The organism is Sphingobacterium gobiense, assembly GCF_002980575.1.
GTDB classification, from domain to species: Bacteria; Bacteroidota; Bacteroidia; order Sphingobacteriales; family Sphingobacteriaceae; genus Sphingobacterium; species Sphingobacterium gobiense.
Map to the genome: position 1 here is coordinate 956,541 of NZ_PVBS01000002.1, position 16,329 is coordinate 972,869.

Genomic DNA, 16,329 nt, shown 5'->3' on the forward strand with positions numbered 1-16,329 from the left:
TGATGATTTTTAGTTATAAATTTTATTTAAATATCCACTCTAATGCCCAACAAGTACGAGCGTTGATAATAATCTCGTTGAATCAAGGTTTTACCTGCTAGATTTTGATAAGGGACGCCGGTGTTAGTAGGCGATCCTTTTTGGAATACTTCCATGGGGGTGTTCAGTAAATTTTGTGCTTTGATGAATATTGATGTTCGCTGTTTTAATTTTTTTTCTAGCGAAGCATCCAATTGTAAAAACCCTTTTTGCCAATGGTCTGCGTCTATAAACTGTGCGACCATGAATATACGCTCTCCGGTGTAATTAGCGGTCAGCTGCGCATCGAAACCGTTTCGTGTGTCTTTGTATAATGTGGATAAGTTTGCTATATGCGCAGATTGACCAAACAGGGGTCTGGTCTGTTTGACGTTAATCAACGCAAAATCGCCATTTTCATCTCTAATCCGTTGAGATTTATCCGTTGTAATGGATGAGTGCGTATACGTGTAATTGGCTCGGATACCGATTTTGTTAAAATACCTGGTGAAGTCTACCTCCAGACCAAGATTGTCAGCATTGCCAAAATTGCCTGGAGAATAGTAAATATCTTGTCCGCGGATGGCGTCTGCTTGTAGTGTATATTCGATGGGGTCTTGTATACGTTTGTAGAATAACCCAACCATGAATTGATTGATGGTCGAAGAAAGCAATTCGTAGCGGAGATCAAAGTTGTCTGCTATAGCTCTTTTTAAGTCAGGATTTCCCCGCTCCGTATAATCCTCGTTGACGATGGAGTAAGGGACAATTTCGAAGAAGCCGGGTCTGTTTATCGAACGGTAATAGGAGGCTCTTATATTGTTGTCGGGCCGGAGTTTATATTTAAAGCTGACAGATGGTAAAATGTCGGTATAACGCTGCTCTCCATTGGGTAATGTTGTGACATACAACATTTCGTACCCTTGATCGGTGTGTTCGACACGAAGACCGCCGACGATGTCAAGTTTCTTATGGTACCAATCCGTGCGAAAATAGCCTGCGCTAATTTTTTCATACGCATTATAAGTCAATGGAGATGCGTAGGACGGCCCGCTGTAGGACCAATCGATTTGATCATAGGTTTGGTAGTCCTCACCAAAAAGTGGTTGAGGAACCGGTGTACGCATAATATGTTCATTGAAGAAGTTGTCTCTTTTTTTATCGCGATATAGCCCGCCAATTTTCCACATCGTTGGGACGTCGAATAAATTGGACTCGTAACGAAGATTCACCAATGCATTCAAATCGCGATCACTGTTGTTCTCCCAGCGTCTACGTCCACCAGAAGCGTAGGTCTGTTTGCGTTCAAAATTTGTCTTTTCACCTACGGTGGAGACCGTTGTGTTATCGGGCTGGGCGCCGGTTGCTTTATTGAATACGATGGACCAGTCTGTAGATAATTTTTTGGTTATGCGGTGATCGGCTTGAAGAGTACTGTTGTAAATCGACTGATTGGTGAGACGTGTACGTGTAGCAAAAGACATGCTGCCATTTCCTTTTTCTGGATCATAGCCGCCATACTGTAAATTAGTTGATTCAATATCGCGAACCTGCACGTTTAGGAAGTTCATATAAGCATTGTAGAATCGGAATTTGTGTGCGTCGTTTAGCCTGTAATCAAGCTTGGAGTGTATGCCTAAACGCCTCTGCTGTTCCGAAAAAGAACGTTCATTTAGCGAGGTCAATGCGGAGGTGAGGTTATCGTGTTCCCGTCTTTCATTGAAGAATATGCTATTGCTGCCGCGGTAGGTATTCTGAAAGCTTCCCGCTACTATTACCCCAAGCTTATTTTCAAAAAAGCGATTCCCTAAGGTGAGTCCTGAAATGATATTAGGCATTGGACGCCGTTGAGAATAGTTCAAAGATGCGTTGCTAAAATCTGAGGCTGTTGTGCTATGATTTGTACCGTAGCGCTCGAAAGGGGATTTTTGTTCGATATTTCGAAAATCATAGCTTTTAAAATCTCTTTCTGTAAAGAGCTGATTATAGCCTGTCGCGAAATTGAATGAAAGTGTTTTATTGGACGGAGCGTCTTTCATTAACATATTGATTGCTCCGCCAATGGCGTCGCCTTCCATATCTGGGGTTAGTGATTTGAAAACTTCAAGACGATCAAGAAGCTCACTTGGGAAGATGTCCAATGGGACATAACGATGTTTATTGTCTGGGCTGGCTATTTTAATGCCATTAACAAGTGTGTAATTGTAGCGTTTGTCCATCCCTCTTAATATAGCATGCTGACCGTCGCCGTTGCTGTTTCGTTCTAGGGCAACACCCGATATCCGTTGCACAGCGTTAGCAACCGTTAAATCTGGAGACGCTTGGATAGCTTTGCCAGATATCGTATTGATAACTTGACTTGCTGCTAGTTCTCTGACTCTCGCCATCTGTTCGCCTGCACCAGATAACTGGGCGTGCACGACTACTTCCTCTAAATGCTTATTTTTATCTTCAAGGGAGATAATTATGCGTGTTTTGTTCGGTGAGATAACTTTAACGTTTACGTTGGCGGTTTCGTAGGAGATATAGGTTGCCGAAAGTCCATACGTTCCTTCTTTGAGATTGGGAAAGGTAAATCCACCATCCAAGCCAGTGCTTGCAGAGATTTGTCGATCAACCAAGACCACGGTAGCACCTATTATGGGCTCTCCAGTGATTTTGTCGAGTACTTGTCCGCTTATATCTTGTGCATTGGCGGCAAAAGAAGTAAGACAGTATAAGGTGAGCCAAAAGTAAAATAATGCATTTGTATTGCTATACATGGTTGTTTCTGATTTGTTGAGACAAAAATGATTTTTTGTGCAAAGCGAATCGAATTTCTTGCCGTACAAAAAGGAAACAGGGAGTATAACCAAGTAATCTAGATATGAACAAAGACTTCTTTTTGTTATTTAAGTTATTTGTTTGTAGCTATTTATGGTCTTTGGAATCGCCATTAAGTTTATGTTATCGCTATATTATCTTATGATGTCTTAAAGGTTTTGCAAGAAGGTTGTTAGGTTTTCGTTTTTATGAAGATGTAGTTTTTTTCGCAGACGGTATCGGGCAACGCGTGCGCTATCAATTGAAATTCCCAAGAGCGTCGCGATTTCCTCTGTCGAAAAATTCATTCTTAATAAGGCGATAAGGCGGAGATCATTGGATTTCAGATCTGGACTGCGTTTTTGCAAACGTTGATAAAAATCTCCATGCACTTTTTCAACAGCTGTACGGAAATCTTCCCAGTATTTGTCGTTGTTAAAACTTTGGTTGATTTGTACAATGATGCGTTTTAGCTGTTTTTTATTGTCTCTTTTATCTTCTTTCAATAGGGTAGTTAGATCTTTCCGTAAAGATTCCAAAAATTGATTTTTACTGATAACATACAAGGTTTTTGAGCTTAGCTCATGACTTTTTGCCTCGAGCTCTTTTTTAAGCGCTTGTTCGGCTAGTTCTTTGTTTGCTAGCTCTGCTTTTATTAGCTTGTTCTGTGTTTGGAGAAGGTCATTATTCTTTTGTCGTATGCTTCGTTCATTGTTGATTTTTGAGGTCTGAAATCTGAATAAAAGGAATGCTATTACAAGCACAGCTGTCGCGATGACAATGCTGATCCTTTTTATATTATTTAATTGGGTGATTCTGTCTTCTTTCTCTTCTAGATCATATAGTACTTGATAAAAAGAAGTCTGTTGGCTGTTTTCTTTGGAGTACAGTTGCCTAGCGTAGCGACGGCTTTTTTCCATATAGTGGTAAGCACTGTCATTGCGACCAAGTAGGTGGTGTGCTTTGCCAATATCTCGATATGCACTTTCAATCTGATATGCCTCGTTCAGTGTTTGTGCCAGATGTAACGCTTTGTGACTTTCTATTAGTGCCAGCTTATACTTTCCGGTTTTTCGGTACATGTCGCCAATATTATTAATTACTTCAATTTTTGATAAATCATCGTTTGTTTCCGTGTATAACCTCAATGCTTCCGTAAAATGAAAGGTCGCCTCTCCGTAGTGCTCAAGGTCTTCATGAATGCTTCCTAAATTTTCGTGGATCTTGGCTAGCCCTTTTTTGTTTCCGCTATCAAGATAAATATCTAGCGCTATGTTCTGATAATTTAGTGCGCTGTCATATTGTGAGCTTGTTTTTCGTATAAGTGCCCCAGTTTTCCGTACGTATTAGCGATACCTTCTGCATATTGTATCGATTTATAGATTCCCAGTGCTTTGCGATAAGATTCGAAAGCTTTTATCGGTTGGCGATTGTAGTAATATAGAATACCGATATCACTAAGCAGTTCGGCTTGTTTTTTTTGATTGTTGAACGTTTTGTATAATTGATATGATTCGAGATAGTCAGCAAGTGCTTGTGGATAGCTGCCTAAGTGATAGGCTATTTTTCCCATTTCTTGTAAGGCCTCTGCGACAATTTCTGTCTTATTGGAAGTTTCTGTAGATTCTGTAATATGGCGTAGCTGAAGGTACGCAGAGTCAGGCTTTAGTCGTGCAATCATCTTCGCTTTGCCTAGCTCCAATTGTAGTTTTTCTTTGGGTTGCGAGAAACTTTGGGGGAGGGAAATAAGAGTAAACACTATAACAACGATAAATCTGTGTGCGTACTTCTTCGATCGAATAGGGAGATTAATCGTTTTCTTCATAATATATGACAATATGATGCCGGTACAAAGTTAGTGGGTATGAGATTAACGTTGCATTAGAATTCCCTTAATGTTTGATTTGAATCGTTAATTGTAGAGCGTGAGATAGCGTGATATTTGCGACGGTAAAAAAATTAAAATTATTATTACCTTTGTCTGAATTTAAAGGTCTATAAATAAGATGACATACGACAGAGTAGTAAAAAGATGAACCCGTATGTCGAATTGAATTAAAATGAGTTATAACGAAAAGAAAGTTACGATCGACTTGGGCAATGGTTTAGCCCCGATCGAATTATCTACCGGAAAATTGGCAAAACAAGCTGATGGATCGGTAGTGTTGAAGCAAGGCGATACCATGTTGTTGGCGACAGTAGTGTCGGCGAAAGAACCCAAAGAAGGAGTGGATTTTCTTCCGCTTTCAGTTGATTATCAAGAAAAATATGCGGCAGCGGGTCGTATACCCGGTGGTTTCCTTCGTCGGGAGGCAAGATTATCGGACTACGAGGTTTTAATCTCGCGTTTGGTAGACAGAGCATTGCGCCCACTATTTCCTGAAACGTACCATGCAGATACACAAGTGATGATTTCCTTGATTTCTGCTGACAAAGATATTATGCCGGATGCATTGGCTGGCTTGGCAGCATCAGCAGCGATAGCAGTTTCCGATATTCCTTTTAACGGTCCTATTTCAGAGGTCCGTGTAGCTAAGGTTAACGGCGAATTGGTGATTAATCCTCGTTTATCTGCTTTAGAAAACGCGACATTAGAATATATTGTAGCGGGCTCCGCTGAGGATATTGTGATGGTAGAAGGAGAGTCGAAGGAAATTTCAGAAGCCGAAATGGTAGAGGCTATTGCTTTTGCACATGAAGCTATAAAGAAGCAAGTAGCTGCTCAGATAGAGCTAGCAAACTTGGTTGGTGTCACTGTAAAACGTGACGGTAACCACGAACCTTCGAATCTTGATTTGCGTGACGCGGTTTTCGCAGCTACATATGACAAGGTATACGCGGTAGCGAAATCGGGTTCTACGAAACATGAACGTACAGAACAATTTGCTGCAATAGGTGATGCGTTTTTTGCAACATTGGGTGAAGAGATTGACGAAGAAACGGCATTCTTGGCAAAGAAATATTACCATGATGTCCAGTACGATGCCGTTCGTAATTTAGTGTTGGATGAAGGTATTCGTTTAGATGGACGTGATGCGCGCACCGTCCGTCCGATCTGGTCTGAAGTGGATTATTTGCCCGCAGCACATGGGTCAGCTGTTTTTACGCGTGGTGAGACGCAATCATTAACATCGGTGACATTGGGTGCAAAAGATGATGAGCAAATGATTGATGGTGCATTTATTCATGGGTACAACAAGTTTATTTTACACTATAATTTCCCTGCATTTTCTACAGGCGAGGTACGTCCAAACCGTGGACCAGGTCGTCGTGAAGTAGGACATGGTAACTTAGCCATGCGCTCGTTGAAGCAGGTGCTACCTGCGGAGAACGAAAACCCTTATACGATCCGTGTGGTTTCTGATATCTTAGAATCCAATGGTTCGTCTTCTATGGCCACTGTATGTGCAGGTACGTTGGCGCTAATGGATGCGGGTGTAAAATTAAAAGCACCGGTTTCGGGAATTGCGATGGGGCTTATTACCGATGAGAAAACAGGTAAATATGCTATCCTGTCAGATATCTTAGGAGACGAAGACCATCTAGGTGATATGGATTTTAAAGTGACCGGTACGGAAAATGGTATTGTGGCTTGTCAAATGGATCTGAAGATCAACGGATTGAAGTGGGAAGTGTTGACGCAGGCTTTGGATCAGGCAAAAGAAGCTCGTCTGCACATCTTGGGTGAAATGAAGAAAACGCTTGAGGCTCCTCGTGAGGATTACAAACCACACGCGCCTCGTATTGTGTCTTTTACGATCGACAAGGAGTTCATCGGTGCTATTATTGGGCCTGGTGGAAAGATTATCCAGGAGATGCAGCGTGAAACAGGTTCGACTATCTCAATCGAAGAAGTTGATGGCAAAGGCATTGTACAAGTATTTGCGGACAACAAAGCCGCTATTGACGCTGCCGTTTCACGTATCAAGGCCATTGTTGCTAAACCAGAAGTTGGAGAGATATATGAAGGTAAAGTGAAATCGATCATGCCTTTTGGTGCTTTTGTAGAAATTATGCCGGGTAAGGATGGTTTATTGCATATTTCCGAAATCGAATGGAAACGGTTAGAAACTATGGATGGCGTATTGAAGGAAGGTGACGTTGTAAAAGTGAAACTATTGGATATCGATAAACAAGGGAAACTTAAACTTTCCCGTAAAGCTTTGTTGCCTCGTCCGCCAAAAGAAGAAAAGCCGAAGTCTGAAACAGACAAAGGATAAACCGCGAGCTTAAGTATATTTGTGCGTTTAATATAAAAAAAGGCTGTCAATTTGACAGCCTTTTTACTTGTAGTTTCTTTACAGCATGATAACCGATTCTATTTTTGAAACTTTCTTATAGTAATCAATCACATCGTCGGCATTGTTTACGAATGTTTCTACGGTGATAGATTTATATTTTCCGCCGGATGACTCCTTTTCCGAAAACTTTGTGCTATCGTGCGTAAATACCTGTTTTACTTCGCTTTCGACGTTGTTTTTCGCCTTTACGATAAATTTGAAGGTATATATAGATGGGAATTGTTCAACGGAATTTAACTTCGTACGAAAATTATCGTAGAAGTCTGTTGCATTGTTGCCTTCGTCGTCAGGAAGGTCCTGGATGTGGATATCATTGTTAAATTTACTCATTATTACATTTTTTCTTTATTATACTTTATCAATAAGTGTACCATGCAGTATTAAAAAATTTAGTAGATTAGAATCCATTATGGCAGGTGAAAAACGGATTTCGATTAGTGATGTGGCGAAGGCCGTGGGCGTTTCCATTACCACGGTGTCTTTTATCCTGAATGGTAAGGCTAAGGAGAGAAGAATCAGTGATGCGGTGAACAAACGCGTCTTGGATTATGTAAAAAAAGTAGGGTATAAACCAAGCCGCTCGATAAGGAGGGCGGCGGGAAAAGCGGAAGTGCTTGCATTATTGTTTGAAAACATTGCCGACCCATTTTTTTCGGAAGTCGGCAGACATATCGAAACGTTGGCGGCTGAATTGGGGTATCAGATTCTTTATTGTGATACAACGAGTGATGTCAATAAAGCGAGCCGGTATATTCAGTTATGTATAGAAAAAGAAATCGACGGGTTGATTATGGTTCCCCCGGAGAATTTCGAAAAGACTACTGAAAAAACGAAGCAACGTATCCCAATGGTAATGTTTGATCGGTTTCTGCCAACAGTTGAAACTAGTTATGTGATTTCCGATAATCGGACCGGTGCTTACAACGCTACCAAATATCTACTGGAGCAGGGTAATAAACGCATTGGATTGGTTTCCTTATATTCCAGCCACACCCATATAAGAGGACGGTTAGATGGCTATATGGATGCTATGGATGAGTTCCGTATGCAATCTTTTATCCGAAAGCTCAGTGCCGACAGTCCTAGGGAGGAAACGGCTATAGAGATCGCGGAATTTTTAGTTGATAATAAATTAGACGCGGTGTTGTTTGCGGCACATTGTTTAACCATTGACGGTCTGTGCGGGATAAAGGAAAAGGATATTGCAATGCCGAGAATAGTAACATTTGGTGATCATATTTTGTTCAAGCATTATACTCCTGCCATTTCGGTAGTTGTTCAAGACGCAGAGCAAATGGCAAAAAAGCTCTTGGAGGTCTTAATTGCGGAAATCAAAGGAAAGCGAAAAGAAGTTTCCAAAATAGTGATTCCGTGCAAGCTAGAAATACGTGGATAGTTTATTTTTTAATAGGTACAAACTTCATGGATAAGGAATTTACACAATGTCGGGTGTTTTTTGGAGTAAACCTTTCTCCTTCGAATACATGACCAAGATGCGCATCGCATTTCGCACAGAGAATTTCCACGCGTCGCCCATCTGCATCGAGCACATGTTTTACTGCGCCCTTAATCTCATCGTCAAAGCTTGGCCAGCCGCAATGCGAGTCGAATTTGTCGCTTGAATGATATAAAGGTGCTTCGCACCGCTTGCACACATATGTACCCTCTTCTTTATTTTCAAGTAGCTCGCCTGTAAAGGGTCTTTCAGTACCTTTATGTACGATTACATACTCTTCTTCTGGTGTAAGTTTGTTGTATTTTGTGCTATCACTCATGGTTATAAAAGTTGATGTTTGCTTTTTATTTACATCTGTTACAGATGCCCGACTGTGAGCGTAGGCTGCAACCAGTAATAACAATAAACATATTCGATAATCAAACATGACACTAAGTTCGTTAACTTTCTTTAGAATTTTGTTGGGTATATGTCAAGAATTTCCATTTTTTTTTACAATTTCTCAAACAAATGAATGATGTATTAAACGCTATAACCCCCTTTTTTATGCGGTTTTATTGAATTATTTAGAATGGTTTTAAATTGTTAATTTGCGTCATTAAATTGTCACTGATTGCTTAAATAGTTATACTTTTGTGCATTGTTTGGAGGGTTTAAACCACTTAGACGAGTATTTTAAAAAGTTTTATATCATAAATAAATAGTATAAAGTGCTAAATATGAGAAATATCTCATCCGTTTTGGGAAGACTTGCAAAGACAGTGTCAGTTGGAATGATGTTGTTGTTTGCCGTTACAATGGCGCATGCGCAGGATGTTAAAGAGGGCGAGACCCTTTTCAAATCGAAATGTACAACTTGTCACAGTGTGTCGAGGAACATGGTGGGTCCAGCGTTGGCAGGAATGTCGGAAAGACATTCCGAAGAGTGGTTGCTTTCTTGGATTAAGAACTCGCAGGCTTTAATCGCTTCTGGTGATGAAACAGCTGTGCAGCTTTTCGAAGATTGGAATAGATTGGTGATGACATCTTTTACCGATTTGTCTGATGACCAGATTAAGAGTATCATTGCTTATGTGGACGCAGAAGGAGCGAAAGCCGCAGAGGGTGGTGGTGATGCCGCTTCTGGTGGTGCTGGTTCGACGCAATCAAGTGATGCGAATACGCTGATGATTTTTGGTTTAATTGCTATCGTGGTTTTGGTAATTATTGTAATCGTTGTCCTAAATCGCGTGATCCGTACGTTAGAGAAAGTAATCGCCAGCAACCAGGCTGCAATTGAAGCAGCGCAAGCCGAAAACGAAGCTTATGAAGAGGATCGTTTCGGTAAATTTGCTAGAGCTTTTATACGCAATAAGAAACTAGTCGGCTTTTCGGTGTTGATGCTGGTGGCATTTTTAGGGGTGTTAGGATGGAATACCATGTGGAATGTCGGAGTTCACGAAGGATATCAGCCTGTGCAACCTATTAAGTTTTCTCATCAGATTCATGCTGGGGTTAACCAGATCGAGTGTCAATATTGTCACGGGGGCGCATTTAAATCGAAAAATGCATCTATTCCGTCAGCTAACGTATGTATGAACTGTCATAACACAGTTACTGCTGCGGATCATTATGATGGGGAGACTTCTCCGGAAATCGCGAAAATATATAGAGCATTGGATTATGATCCAGCGACAAGAGAGTATGGGGATAATCCAAAGCCTATCGAATGGGTGAGGATTCATAACCTACCTGATTTTGCTTACTTTAACCACTCACAGCACGTGTCTGTGGCTGGTGTAGAGTGTCAGACATGTCACGGGCCGATAGAAACAATGGAAGAGGTTTATCAGTACTCTCCTTTAACTATGAAGTGGTGTGTGGACTGTCATAAAACAACAGAAGTGAATGCTGATAATGCTTACTATGATCAGTTGATCGAAGCCCATGAGAAATTGAAAAAAGGTGAGAAGATGACTGCCGCTATGATCGGTGGTTTAGAGTGTGGTAAGTGTCATTATTAATAGTAATTAATTTAGAAATACGCAATCTTATATACAGCTTAAATGGATAGCAATAAAAAATATTGGAAAGGTTTGGAAGAATTGCAACAAACGCCTGCGTTCGTAGAGAACAAAAAGGGGGAGTTTGCTGAACCTATTCCTGTAGAAGATGTATTAAATGAAGCAGGTTTAAGCACGAGGACACCCCGTCGTGACTTTTTGAAAGCTTTGGGATTCGGTTTAGGGGCTGTAACATTGGCGGCATGTAATCGTACGCCCGTGCATAAAGCAGTTCCATATGTGATTAAACCAGAGGAGGTAACACCGGGTATCCCGAACTTTTACGCTTCTTCTTTTAATGGTCAGAGTGTATTGGTGAGAACCCGCGAAGGACGTCCAATCTCGCTTACCGCAAACCCTAATTCTATCGGTCTCAACCAAGGTACAGACGCAATTACTTCAGCTGTAGTTTTAGATCTGTACGATATGTCTAAATTGCAAAACCCGCAATTAGACGGTAAGGACGTAGATTGGTCTACTTTAGATAAAACAGTAATAGACGCTTTAAATAAGGCTGCGGCGGCAGGAAAGCAAATTGCGATAGTGTCTAATACGGTGAATAGTCCAACTGCTTTGGCTGCCATAGCTACATTTACCGCGAAGTATCCGACAGCTGTACATATACAGGTTGATGCTGTATCATATAGTGGTATCATAGAGGCCAATAGAGCAAGTTTCGGAAAAGCTGTTATACCATCTTATCACTTTGCGAACGCAAATGTAGTGGTTTCGGTTGCTGCAGACTTTTTAGGTTCTTGGCTGGCAGGTGAAGAACATACGCAAGATTATATTCGAAACCGCGATTATAAATCGTTAAAAAACGGTAAGATGTCGCGTCATATTCAGTTTGAGTCAGGCTTGAGTATGACCGGTTCTAACGCGGATGTGCGTATTGCTATAAAACCTTCAGAAGAAGGCGCTGTATTAGTTTCTTTGTATAACGCGATTACTGGACAGTCTTTGGCTGGTGGTGTTTCCAATAAAAAGGCGCAAACAGCGATTACTTTAGCCGCGAAAGAACTGACTAACAATAGAGGTAATGCTTTGGTTGTCGCAGGTTCTAATGATGTCAATATCCAACTTTTAGCTAACGCAATTAACAGTGCGTTGGGCGCTTACGGAGCGATTATCGACCTAGATAACTACTCTAAACAATTCCAAGGTTCTGATGCCGCATTCCAGCAGTTCTTATCAACAGCTGCTGCGGGGCAGGTAGGTGCAGCGTTCTTCTTGAACAGTAATCCGGTTTATGATTACGTTAAAGCAAATGATGTAACCAATGCACTTTCGAAGATTGATTTCACCCTTTCTTTTGCTGATCGTGCTGATGAGACAGCATCGACATTGAAGGCAATTGCTCCGGCCTCTAGCTTCTTAGAATCTTGGGGTGATGCGTCCGCAAAAGAAGGTTATTTTACGATTGTTCAGCCTACTATCAACCCTGTTTTCAATACGCGTCAAGCGGAGCAGAGTTTATTAGTATGGGCCGGTGACAATACGAATATTTACGATTTTGTAAGAAAGAATTGGGAGGAAAATATTCTTGCTGGTACAGGCAAGTCGTGGAATGAGGTCTTGCAACTAGGCTTCATCTACAAAGGTTCGTCGGTGGGGTCTTCCTATACAGCGAATGTTGATGTAAACGCGGTAGCAAATGCTATCGGCACAACATCAAAAACTATTGTCGGAGATTTCGAATTGAAATTATACGAATCGACAGTAATGCGCGACGGCCGTTATGCGAACAACGCATTTTTGCAAGAGTTACCTGATCCTGTATCTAAGGTGACTTGGGATAACTATGCCGCATTGAATCCGCGCGACGCAGAAAAAATCGGTTTAGGAGAAAACGGTAAAGTGACTGTGGAGGCCAACGGCTATTCTGTAGAACTACCTGTGGTCTTGCAACCCGGCCAAGCTTTGGGCACGGTTTCCGTAGCTGTTGGTTATGGTCGCACGAAAGTGGGTAAAGCAGGTAATAATGTGGGACAGAATGCTTATCCATTTGCCCGTTTAGTTAATGGCAGTGTTCAGTTTGAAGCAAAGGCGAATGTTGCAAAAGCTAGTGGTACATACGAATTAGCACAAACGCAAACACACCATACCATTGAAGGTCGGAACATTATTCGTGAAACGACATTTGCAAAATATTTGAAAGATCCGAACTCTGAATCAGGCCGTTTTGCAGACTCTCACAAGACGTATGACTTGTGGAATAAATTTGAATCTCCAGGTCACAAATGGGTCATGGCAATCGACTTGAACGCATGTACGGGATGTGGTTCATGTATCGTGGCCTGTAGTGTGGAAAATAACGTTCCTGTTGTAGGTCGGGATGAGGTTCGTCGTCGTCGTGAAATGCATTGGTTGCGTATTGACCGTTACTACACGTTGGAAACGGAAGGGGGCAGATTGACGGAAGAAAAGGAAATTGCCAAAGCATCGGACTATGATTATGAAGATGTAACCGTTGTTCACCAGCCTATGCTGTGTCAGCACTGTGACCATGCTCCTTGTGAAACCGTATGTCCGGTACTGGCTACCGTACACTCGTCAGAAGGACTTAACCACATGGCTTACAACCGCTGTTTCGGTACACGTTATTGTGCAAACAACTGTCCGTTTAAAGTACGTCGCTTCAACTGGTTCAACTACTGGAATGATTCTCGTTTTGATAACTATTTGAACAACGAATTTACACAGTTGGTGCTGAATCCGGATGTGACTACGCGTTCGCGTGGGGTTATGGAAAAATGTTCGATGTGTATTCAGCGTATTCAAGGGGGTAAGTTACAAGCGAAGATGGAAAATCGCAAGTTAAGAGACGGCGATGTAAAAATGGCTTGTCAAGAAGCTTGTTCGGCAAATGCTATCATCTTTGGTGATGTTAACGATCCGGAATCAGAGGTTTCAAAAGCTTTACGCAACGAACGTGTATACTATGTGTTGGAAGAAATCAACGTTCAGCCCAACATTGGCTATATGACGAAAGTTAGAAACACATTTGAAGCGTAATTTTATTCTAATCTGAAATAAAACAACTATGTCATCGCATAACGAATCAATATTAAGAGAACCATTAGTAACCGGCAAGAATATCACTTATGCTAAAGTGACAGATGATATCTTGCTTCCGGTTGAAAATAAACCTAACAAAGCTTGGTGGATCGGTTTTATTGTAGCCGCTCTAGGGGCAATGTTGTGGGTAGTGAGTGTCGGCTACACCTTTTGGACGGGGATCGGCGCTTGGGGTCTGAATAAAACGGTAGGTTGGGCATGGGATATCACCGACTTCGTATGGTGGGTAGGTATCGGTCACGCCGGAACGTTGATTTCAGCCGTATTGTTACTTTTCCGTCAGAACTGGCGTAACTCCATTAACCGCTCCGCAGAGGCGATGACCATTTTCGCCGTTATTTGTGCAGCTACTTATGTTGTTGCACACATGGGACGGCCTTGGTTGGCATACTGGATCTTCCCATTGCCAAACCAGTTTGGATCCCTTTGGGTAAACTTTAACTCGCCATTGGTATGGGATGCGTTTGCGATCTCAACTTATTTCACCGTGTCACTAGTGTTCTGGTATTGTGGTCTTTTACCCGATATTGCGTCTGTACGTGACCGTGCTACAGGTCTTAAACAAAAAGTTTATAAGGTCTTATCATTCGGGTGGAATGGTTCGGTTAAGACTTGGCAACGCTTTGAAATCGTTTCTTTGATTTTGGCAGGTATTTCTACACCACTCGTGCTTTCCGTACACACGATTGTATCGATGGACTTCGCTACTTCCGTGATTCCTGGTTGGCACACCACTATCTTCCCGCCGTATTTCGTTGCGGGAGCAATTTTCTCTGGTTTTGCGATGGTTCAGACACTCTTGCTGATTCTCCGTAAGGTGATGAACTTTGAGAATTATATTACCATGTTCCATATCGAGTCGATGAACAAGATTATCTTGGTAACGGGATCTATCGTGGGTATCGCTTATTTAACAGAGTTGTTTATCGCATGGTATTCTGGATCCGAGTATGAGATGTATGCTTTTGCAAACCGTATCGCGGGTCCCTATGCTTGGGCGTACTGGGCGATGATGACCTGCAACGTAATCTCGCCGCAATTGTTCTGGTTTAAAAAGATTCGTACAAGTATTCCAATTTCGTGGGTATTGTCCATCGTGGTAAACATTGGAATGTGGTTTGAGCGTTTCGTTATCATTGTAACCTCCTTACACCGCGATTACCTACCTTCTTCATGGGCAATGTTCTATCCTACATGGGTTGATGTTGGTATCTTTGTCGGTTCTATCGGTTTGTTCTTCACGTTGTTCTTGCTATTCTTGCGGTTTTTACCGGGTATTGCTATTGCAGAGGTTAAATTATTATTGAAGTCAGCGAGTCTGCAACAGAAGACGAAATTAGTACAAGAGGGCGCGTTTCCAGATGAACAAGTTAAGTTCTTCCAAAATTCTCTAGAAAAATATGATTCAGTTTCTGAGGAAGATATTAAGGCATTAGACGTTAGAAAATAATAAGCAATGAGCAATACGAAATATATACTAGGTAGTTTTGCCGATCCCGATGACATGATGCACGGTATCGACAAGTTACAGGCAAACAATATCAACATATATGATTGTTTTACACCAATGCCTATTCACGGAATTGAGGCCAAGTTAGGTGTAAAGCCATCTCGTTTACCTATCGCTGCGTTTTGTTTTGGCGCTCTAGGTACCTGTCTGGGATTTAGTTTGTTGTATTATACTATGGCACATGATTGGCCGATGAATATCGGCGGGAAACCATCCTTACCATTGCCAAACTTTGTGCCGGTGACATTTGAGGTAACAATTTTGCTTTGTGCCTTGGGTATGGTGGCGACGTTCTTTTACCGTAACCACTTATTTCCAGGACGTTCGCCTCGGGTGATGGACTTGAGAGCTTCAGATGATCGTTTTATTATTGCAATAGATGCTCATGAAAACACAGACCACGCGCTAATTGAGTCTTTATTGAATGATGCTGGTGCGGTTGAAGTTAAATACAATGAAAGAAAATATGTTAGCTATGAATAAGAAGAATTTTCTTGGATCTGTATGCGCTGCATTTGCTTTGGCGGCGGTAGTTTCCAGCTGTGGCGATGGAAAGACGCGTAGTACAGGGTGGGAATTCTCCAGAAATATGTATGATCCGATTGCTTACAATCCGGATCAACCTAATAATAATTTTAAAAACGGGATTACGGCACAGTTACCACCGGAGAATACAACTCCAATTGGTTTTGAGCGGTTTGAGTTTGATAATTCGATAGAAGAATATGAGCGTGCGGGAAGAGAATTGACTAACCCGTTGGCAATTACAGAAGCAAACTTAGCCAAAGGAGATGCTTTGTATCACACCTATTGTGCTGTATGTCATGGTAAAGAAGGGAAAGGCGATGGTCCGATTACGCAAGATCGTTCGGTAGAGGATTCGCGTGGATCTCGTCAGTTGGAGAACTTTCCTCCCCCACCATCTTATCAGAAATCAGACGGCGCGAATTCTTCACGCGGTGGGGCGATGAGTGAATTGACAGCTGGTAAAATATACCATACGATTTATTATGGTCACAACTCCATGGGGTCTCATGCTTCACAGCTGTCGCCGGAGGAACGTTGGCAGGTTGTCATGTACGTACAGGAATTACAAAAAAAATAATCTAACATCAATATAGT

Annotated in this window: 12 protein-coding genes; 7 read left to right on the top strand and 5 right to left on the bottom strand. The window is 41.7% G+C overall.

The features are described 5' to 3' along the window. Positions 1–26: 26 nt before the first annotated feature. The 3 genes from C5749_RS12690 to C5749_RS12700 all read right to left on the bottom strand — a co-directional run bounded on the left by C5749_RS12690 (position 27) and on the right by C5749_RS12700 (position 4,645). Entirely contained in the window at positions 27–2,780 is a 2,754-nt protein-coding gene (locus tag C5749_RS12690) for a TonB-dependent receptor (RefSeq protein WP_105726542.1), read from the bottom strand. Positions 2,781–2,990: 210 nt separating this feature from the next. Continuing rightward, positions 2,991–3,902, bottom strand: coding sequence for a helix-turn-helix transcriptional regulator (locus tag C5749_RS12695; protein WP_105726543.1), 912 nt, complete (start codon positions 3,900–3,902; stop codon positions 2,991–2,993). A gap of 203 nt (positions 3,903–4,105) precedes the next feature. Further along, the gene (locus C5749_RS12700) at positions 4,106–4,645 is read right to left on the bottom strand and encodes a tetratricopeptide repeat protein (RefSeq protein ID WP_105726544.1); all 540 of its coding nucleotides are present in this window, start codon (positions 4,643–4,645) and stop codon (positions 4,106–4,108) included. A 235-nt stretch (positions 4,646–4,880) separates the two neighbouring features. On the opposite strand from C5749_RS12700, the gene pnp reads away from it, so the two are divergent. After that, the gene (gene pnp, locus C5749_RS12705) at positions 4,881–7,040 is read left to right on the top strand and encodes a polyribonucleotide nucleotidyltransferase (protein ID WP_105726545.1); all 2,160 of its coding nucleotides are present in this window, start codon (positions 4,881–4,883) and stop codon (positions 7,038–7,040) included. 78 nt (positions 7,041–7,118) lie between these two features. Here pnp and C5749_RS12710 read toward each other — a convergent pair whose 3' ends face one another. Continuing rightward, a complete protein-coding gene (locus tag C5749_RS12710; RefSeq protein WP_105727040.1) occupies positions 7,119–7,451 on the bottom strand; it encodes an HP0495 family protein in 333 nt (110 codons plus the stop codon). 79 nt (positions 7,452–7,530) lie between these two features. Here C5749_RS12710 and C5749_RS12715 point away from each other — a divergent pair, with 79 nt between their 5' ends. Continuing rightward, positions 7,531–8,517 (top strand): LacI family DNA-binding transcriptional regulator, encoded by a 987-nt coding sequence (locus C5749_RS12715; RefSeq protein ID WP_181151406.1) that lies wholly within the window; start codon positions 7,531–7,533, stop codon positions 8,515–8,517. A 1-nt stretch (position 8,518) separates the two neighbouring features. Here C5749_RS12715 and C5749_RS12720 read toward each other — a convergent pair whose 3' ends face one another. Then, positions 8,519–9,004, bottom strand: coding sequence for a methionine-R-sulfoxide reductase (locus C5749_RS12720; RefSeq protein ID WP_105726547.1), 486 nt, complete (start codon positions 9,002–9,004; stop codon positions 8,519–8,521). A 292-nt stretch (positions 9,005–9,296) separates the two neighbouring features. On the opposite strand from C5749_RS12720, the gene C5749_RS12725 reads away from it, so the two are divergent. From C5749_RS12725 to C5749_RS12745, 5 genes are read left to right on the top strand one after another with little or no spacing between them, the layout of a single operon-like run. Beyond that, positions 9,297–10,580, top strand: a complete 1,284-nt coding sequence (locus C5749_RS12725; protein ID WP_105726548.1) for a cytochrome c3 family protein — start codon at positions 9,297–9,299, stop codon at positions 10,578–10,580. A gap of 42 nt (positions 10,581–10,622) precedes the next feature. Next, a complete protein-coding gene (locus C5749_RS12730) occupies positions 10,623–13,634 on the top strand; it encodes a TAT-variant-translocated molybdopterin oxidoreductase (RefSeq protein ID WP_105726549.1) in 3,012 nt (1,003 codons plus the stop codon). Between the two features lie 28 nt (positions 13,635–13,662). Continuing rightward, entirely contained in the window at positions 13,663–15,147 is a 1,485-nt protein-coding gene (nrfD, locus tag C5749_RS12735; RefSeq protein WP_105726550.1) for an NrfD/PsrC family molybdoenzyme membrane anchor subunit, read from the top strand. 6 nt (positions 15,148–15,153) lie between these two features. Beyond that, the gene (locus C5749_RS12740; RefSeq protein WP_105714962.1) at positions 15,154–15,690 is read left to right on the top strand and encodes a DUF3341 domain-containing protein; all 537 of its coding nucleotides are present in this window, start codon (positions 15,154–15,156) and stop codon (positions 15,688–15,690) included. Next, a complete protein-coding gene (locus tag C5749_RS12745) occupies positions 15,683–16,312 on the top strand; it encodes a c-type cytochrome (RefSeq protein ID WP_342748707.1) in 630 nt (209 codons plus the stop codon). Before C5749_RS12740 ends, C5749_RS12745 begins: the two co-directional genes overlap by 8 nt. The last annotated feature ends 17 nt before the right edge of the window (positions 16,313–16,329 follow it).

Excerpts from the sequence above, each read along its gene's own strand:
- C5749_RS12700 (WP_105726544.1), bottom strand. The coding sequence starts at position 4,645 with ATGAAGAAAACGATTAATCTCCCTATTCGATCGAAGAAGTACGCACAC.
- C5749_RS12690 (WP_105726542.1), bottom strand. The coding sequence starts at position 2,780 with ATGTATAGCAATACAAATGCATTATTTTACTTTTGGCTCACCTTATAC.
- C5749_RS12710 (WP_105727040.1), bottom strand. The coding sequence starts at position 7,451 with ATGAGTAAATTTAACAATGATATCCACATCCAGGACCTTCCTGACGAC.
- C5749_RS12715 (WP_181151406.1), top strand. The coding sequence starts at position 7,531 with ATGGCAGGTGAAAAACGGATTTCGATTAGTGATGTGGCGAAGGCCGTG.
- nrfD (WP_105726550.1), top strand. The coding sequence starts at position 13,663 with ATGTCATCGCATAACGAATCAATATTAAGAGAACCATTAGTAACCGGC.
- C5749_RS12695 (WP_105726543.1), bottom strand. The coding sequence starts at position 3,902 with ATGTACCGAAAAACCGGAAAGTATAAGCTGGCACTAATAGAAAGTCAC.
- C5749_RS12720 (WP_105726547.1), bottom strand. The coding sequence starts at position 9,004 with ATGTTTGATTATCGAATATGTTTATTGTTATTACTGGTTGCAGCCTAC.
- C5749_RS12740 (WP_105714962.1), top strand. The coding sequence starts at position 15,154 with ATGAGCAATACGAAATATATACTAGGTAGTTTTGCCGATCCCGATGAC.
- C5749_RS12745 (WP_342748707.1), top strand. The coding sequence starts at position 15,683 with ATGAATAAGAAGAATTTTCTTGGATCTGTATGCGCTGCATTTGCTTTG.
- C5749_RS12730 (WP_105726549.1), top strand. The coding sequence starts at position 10,623 with ATGGATAGCAATAAAAAATATTGGAAAGGTTTGGAAGAATTGCAACAA.
- pnp (WP_105726545.1), top strand. The coding sequence starts at position 4,881 with ATGAGTTATAACGAAAAGAAAGTTACGATCGACTTGGGCAATGGTTTA.
- C5749_RS12725 (WP_105726548.1), top strand. The coding sequence starts at position 9,297 with ATGAGAAATATCTCATCCGTTTTGGGAAGACTTGCAAAGACAGTGTCA.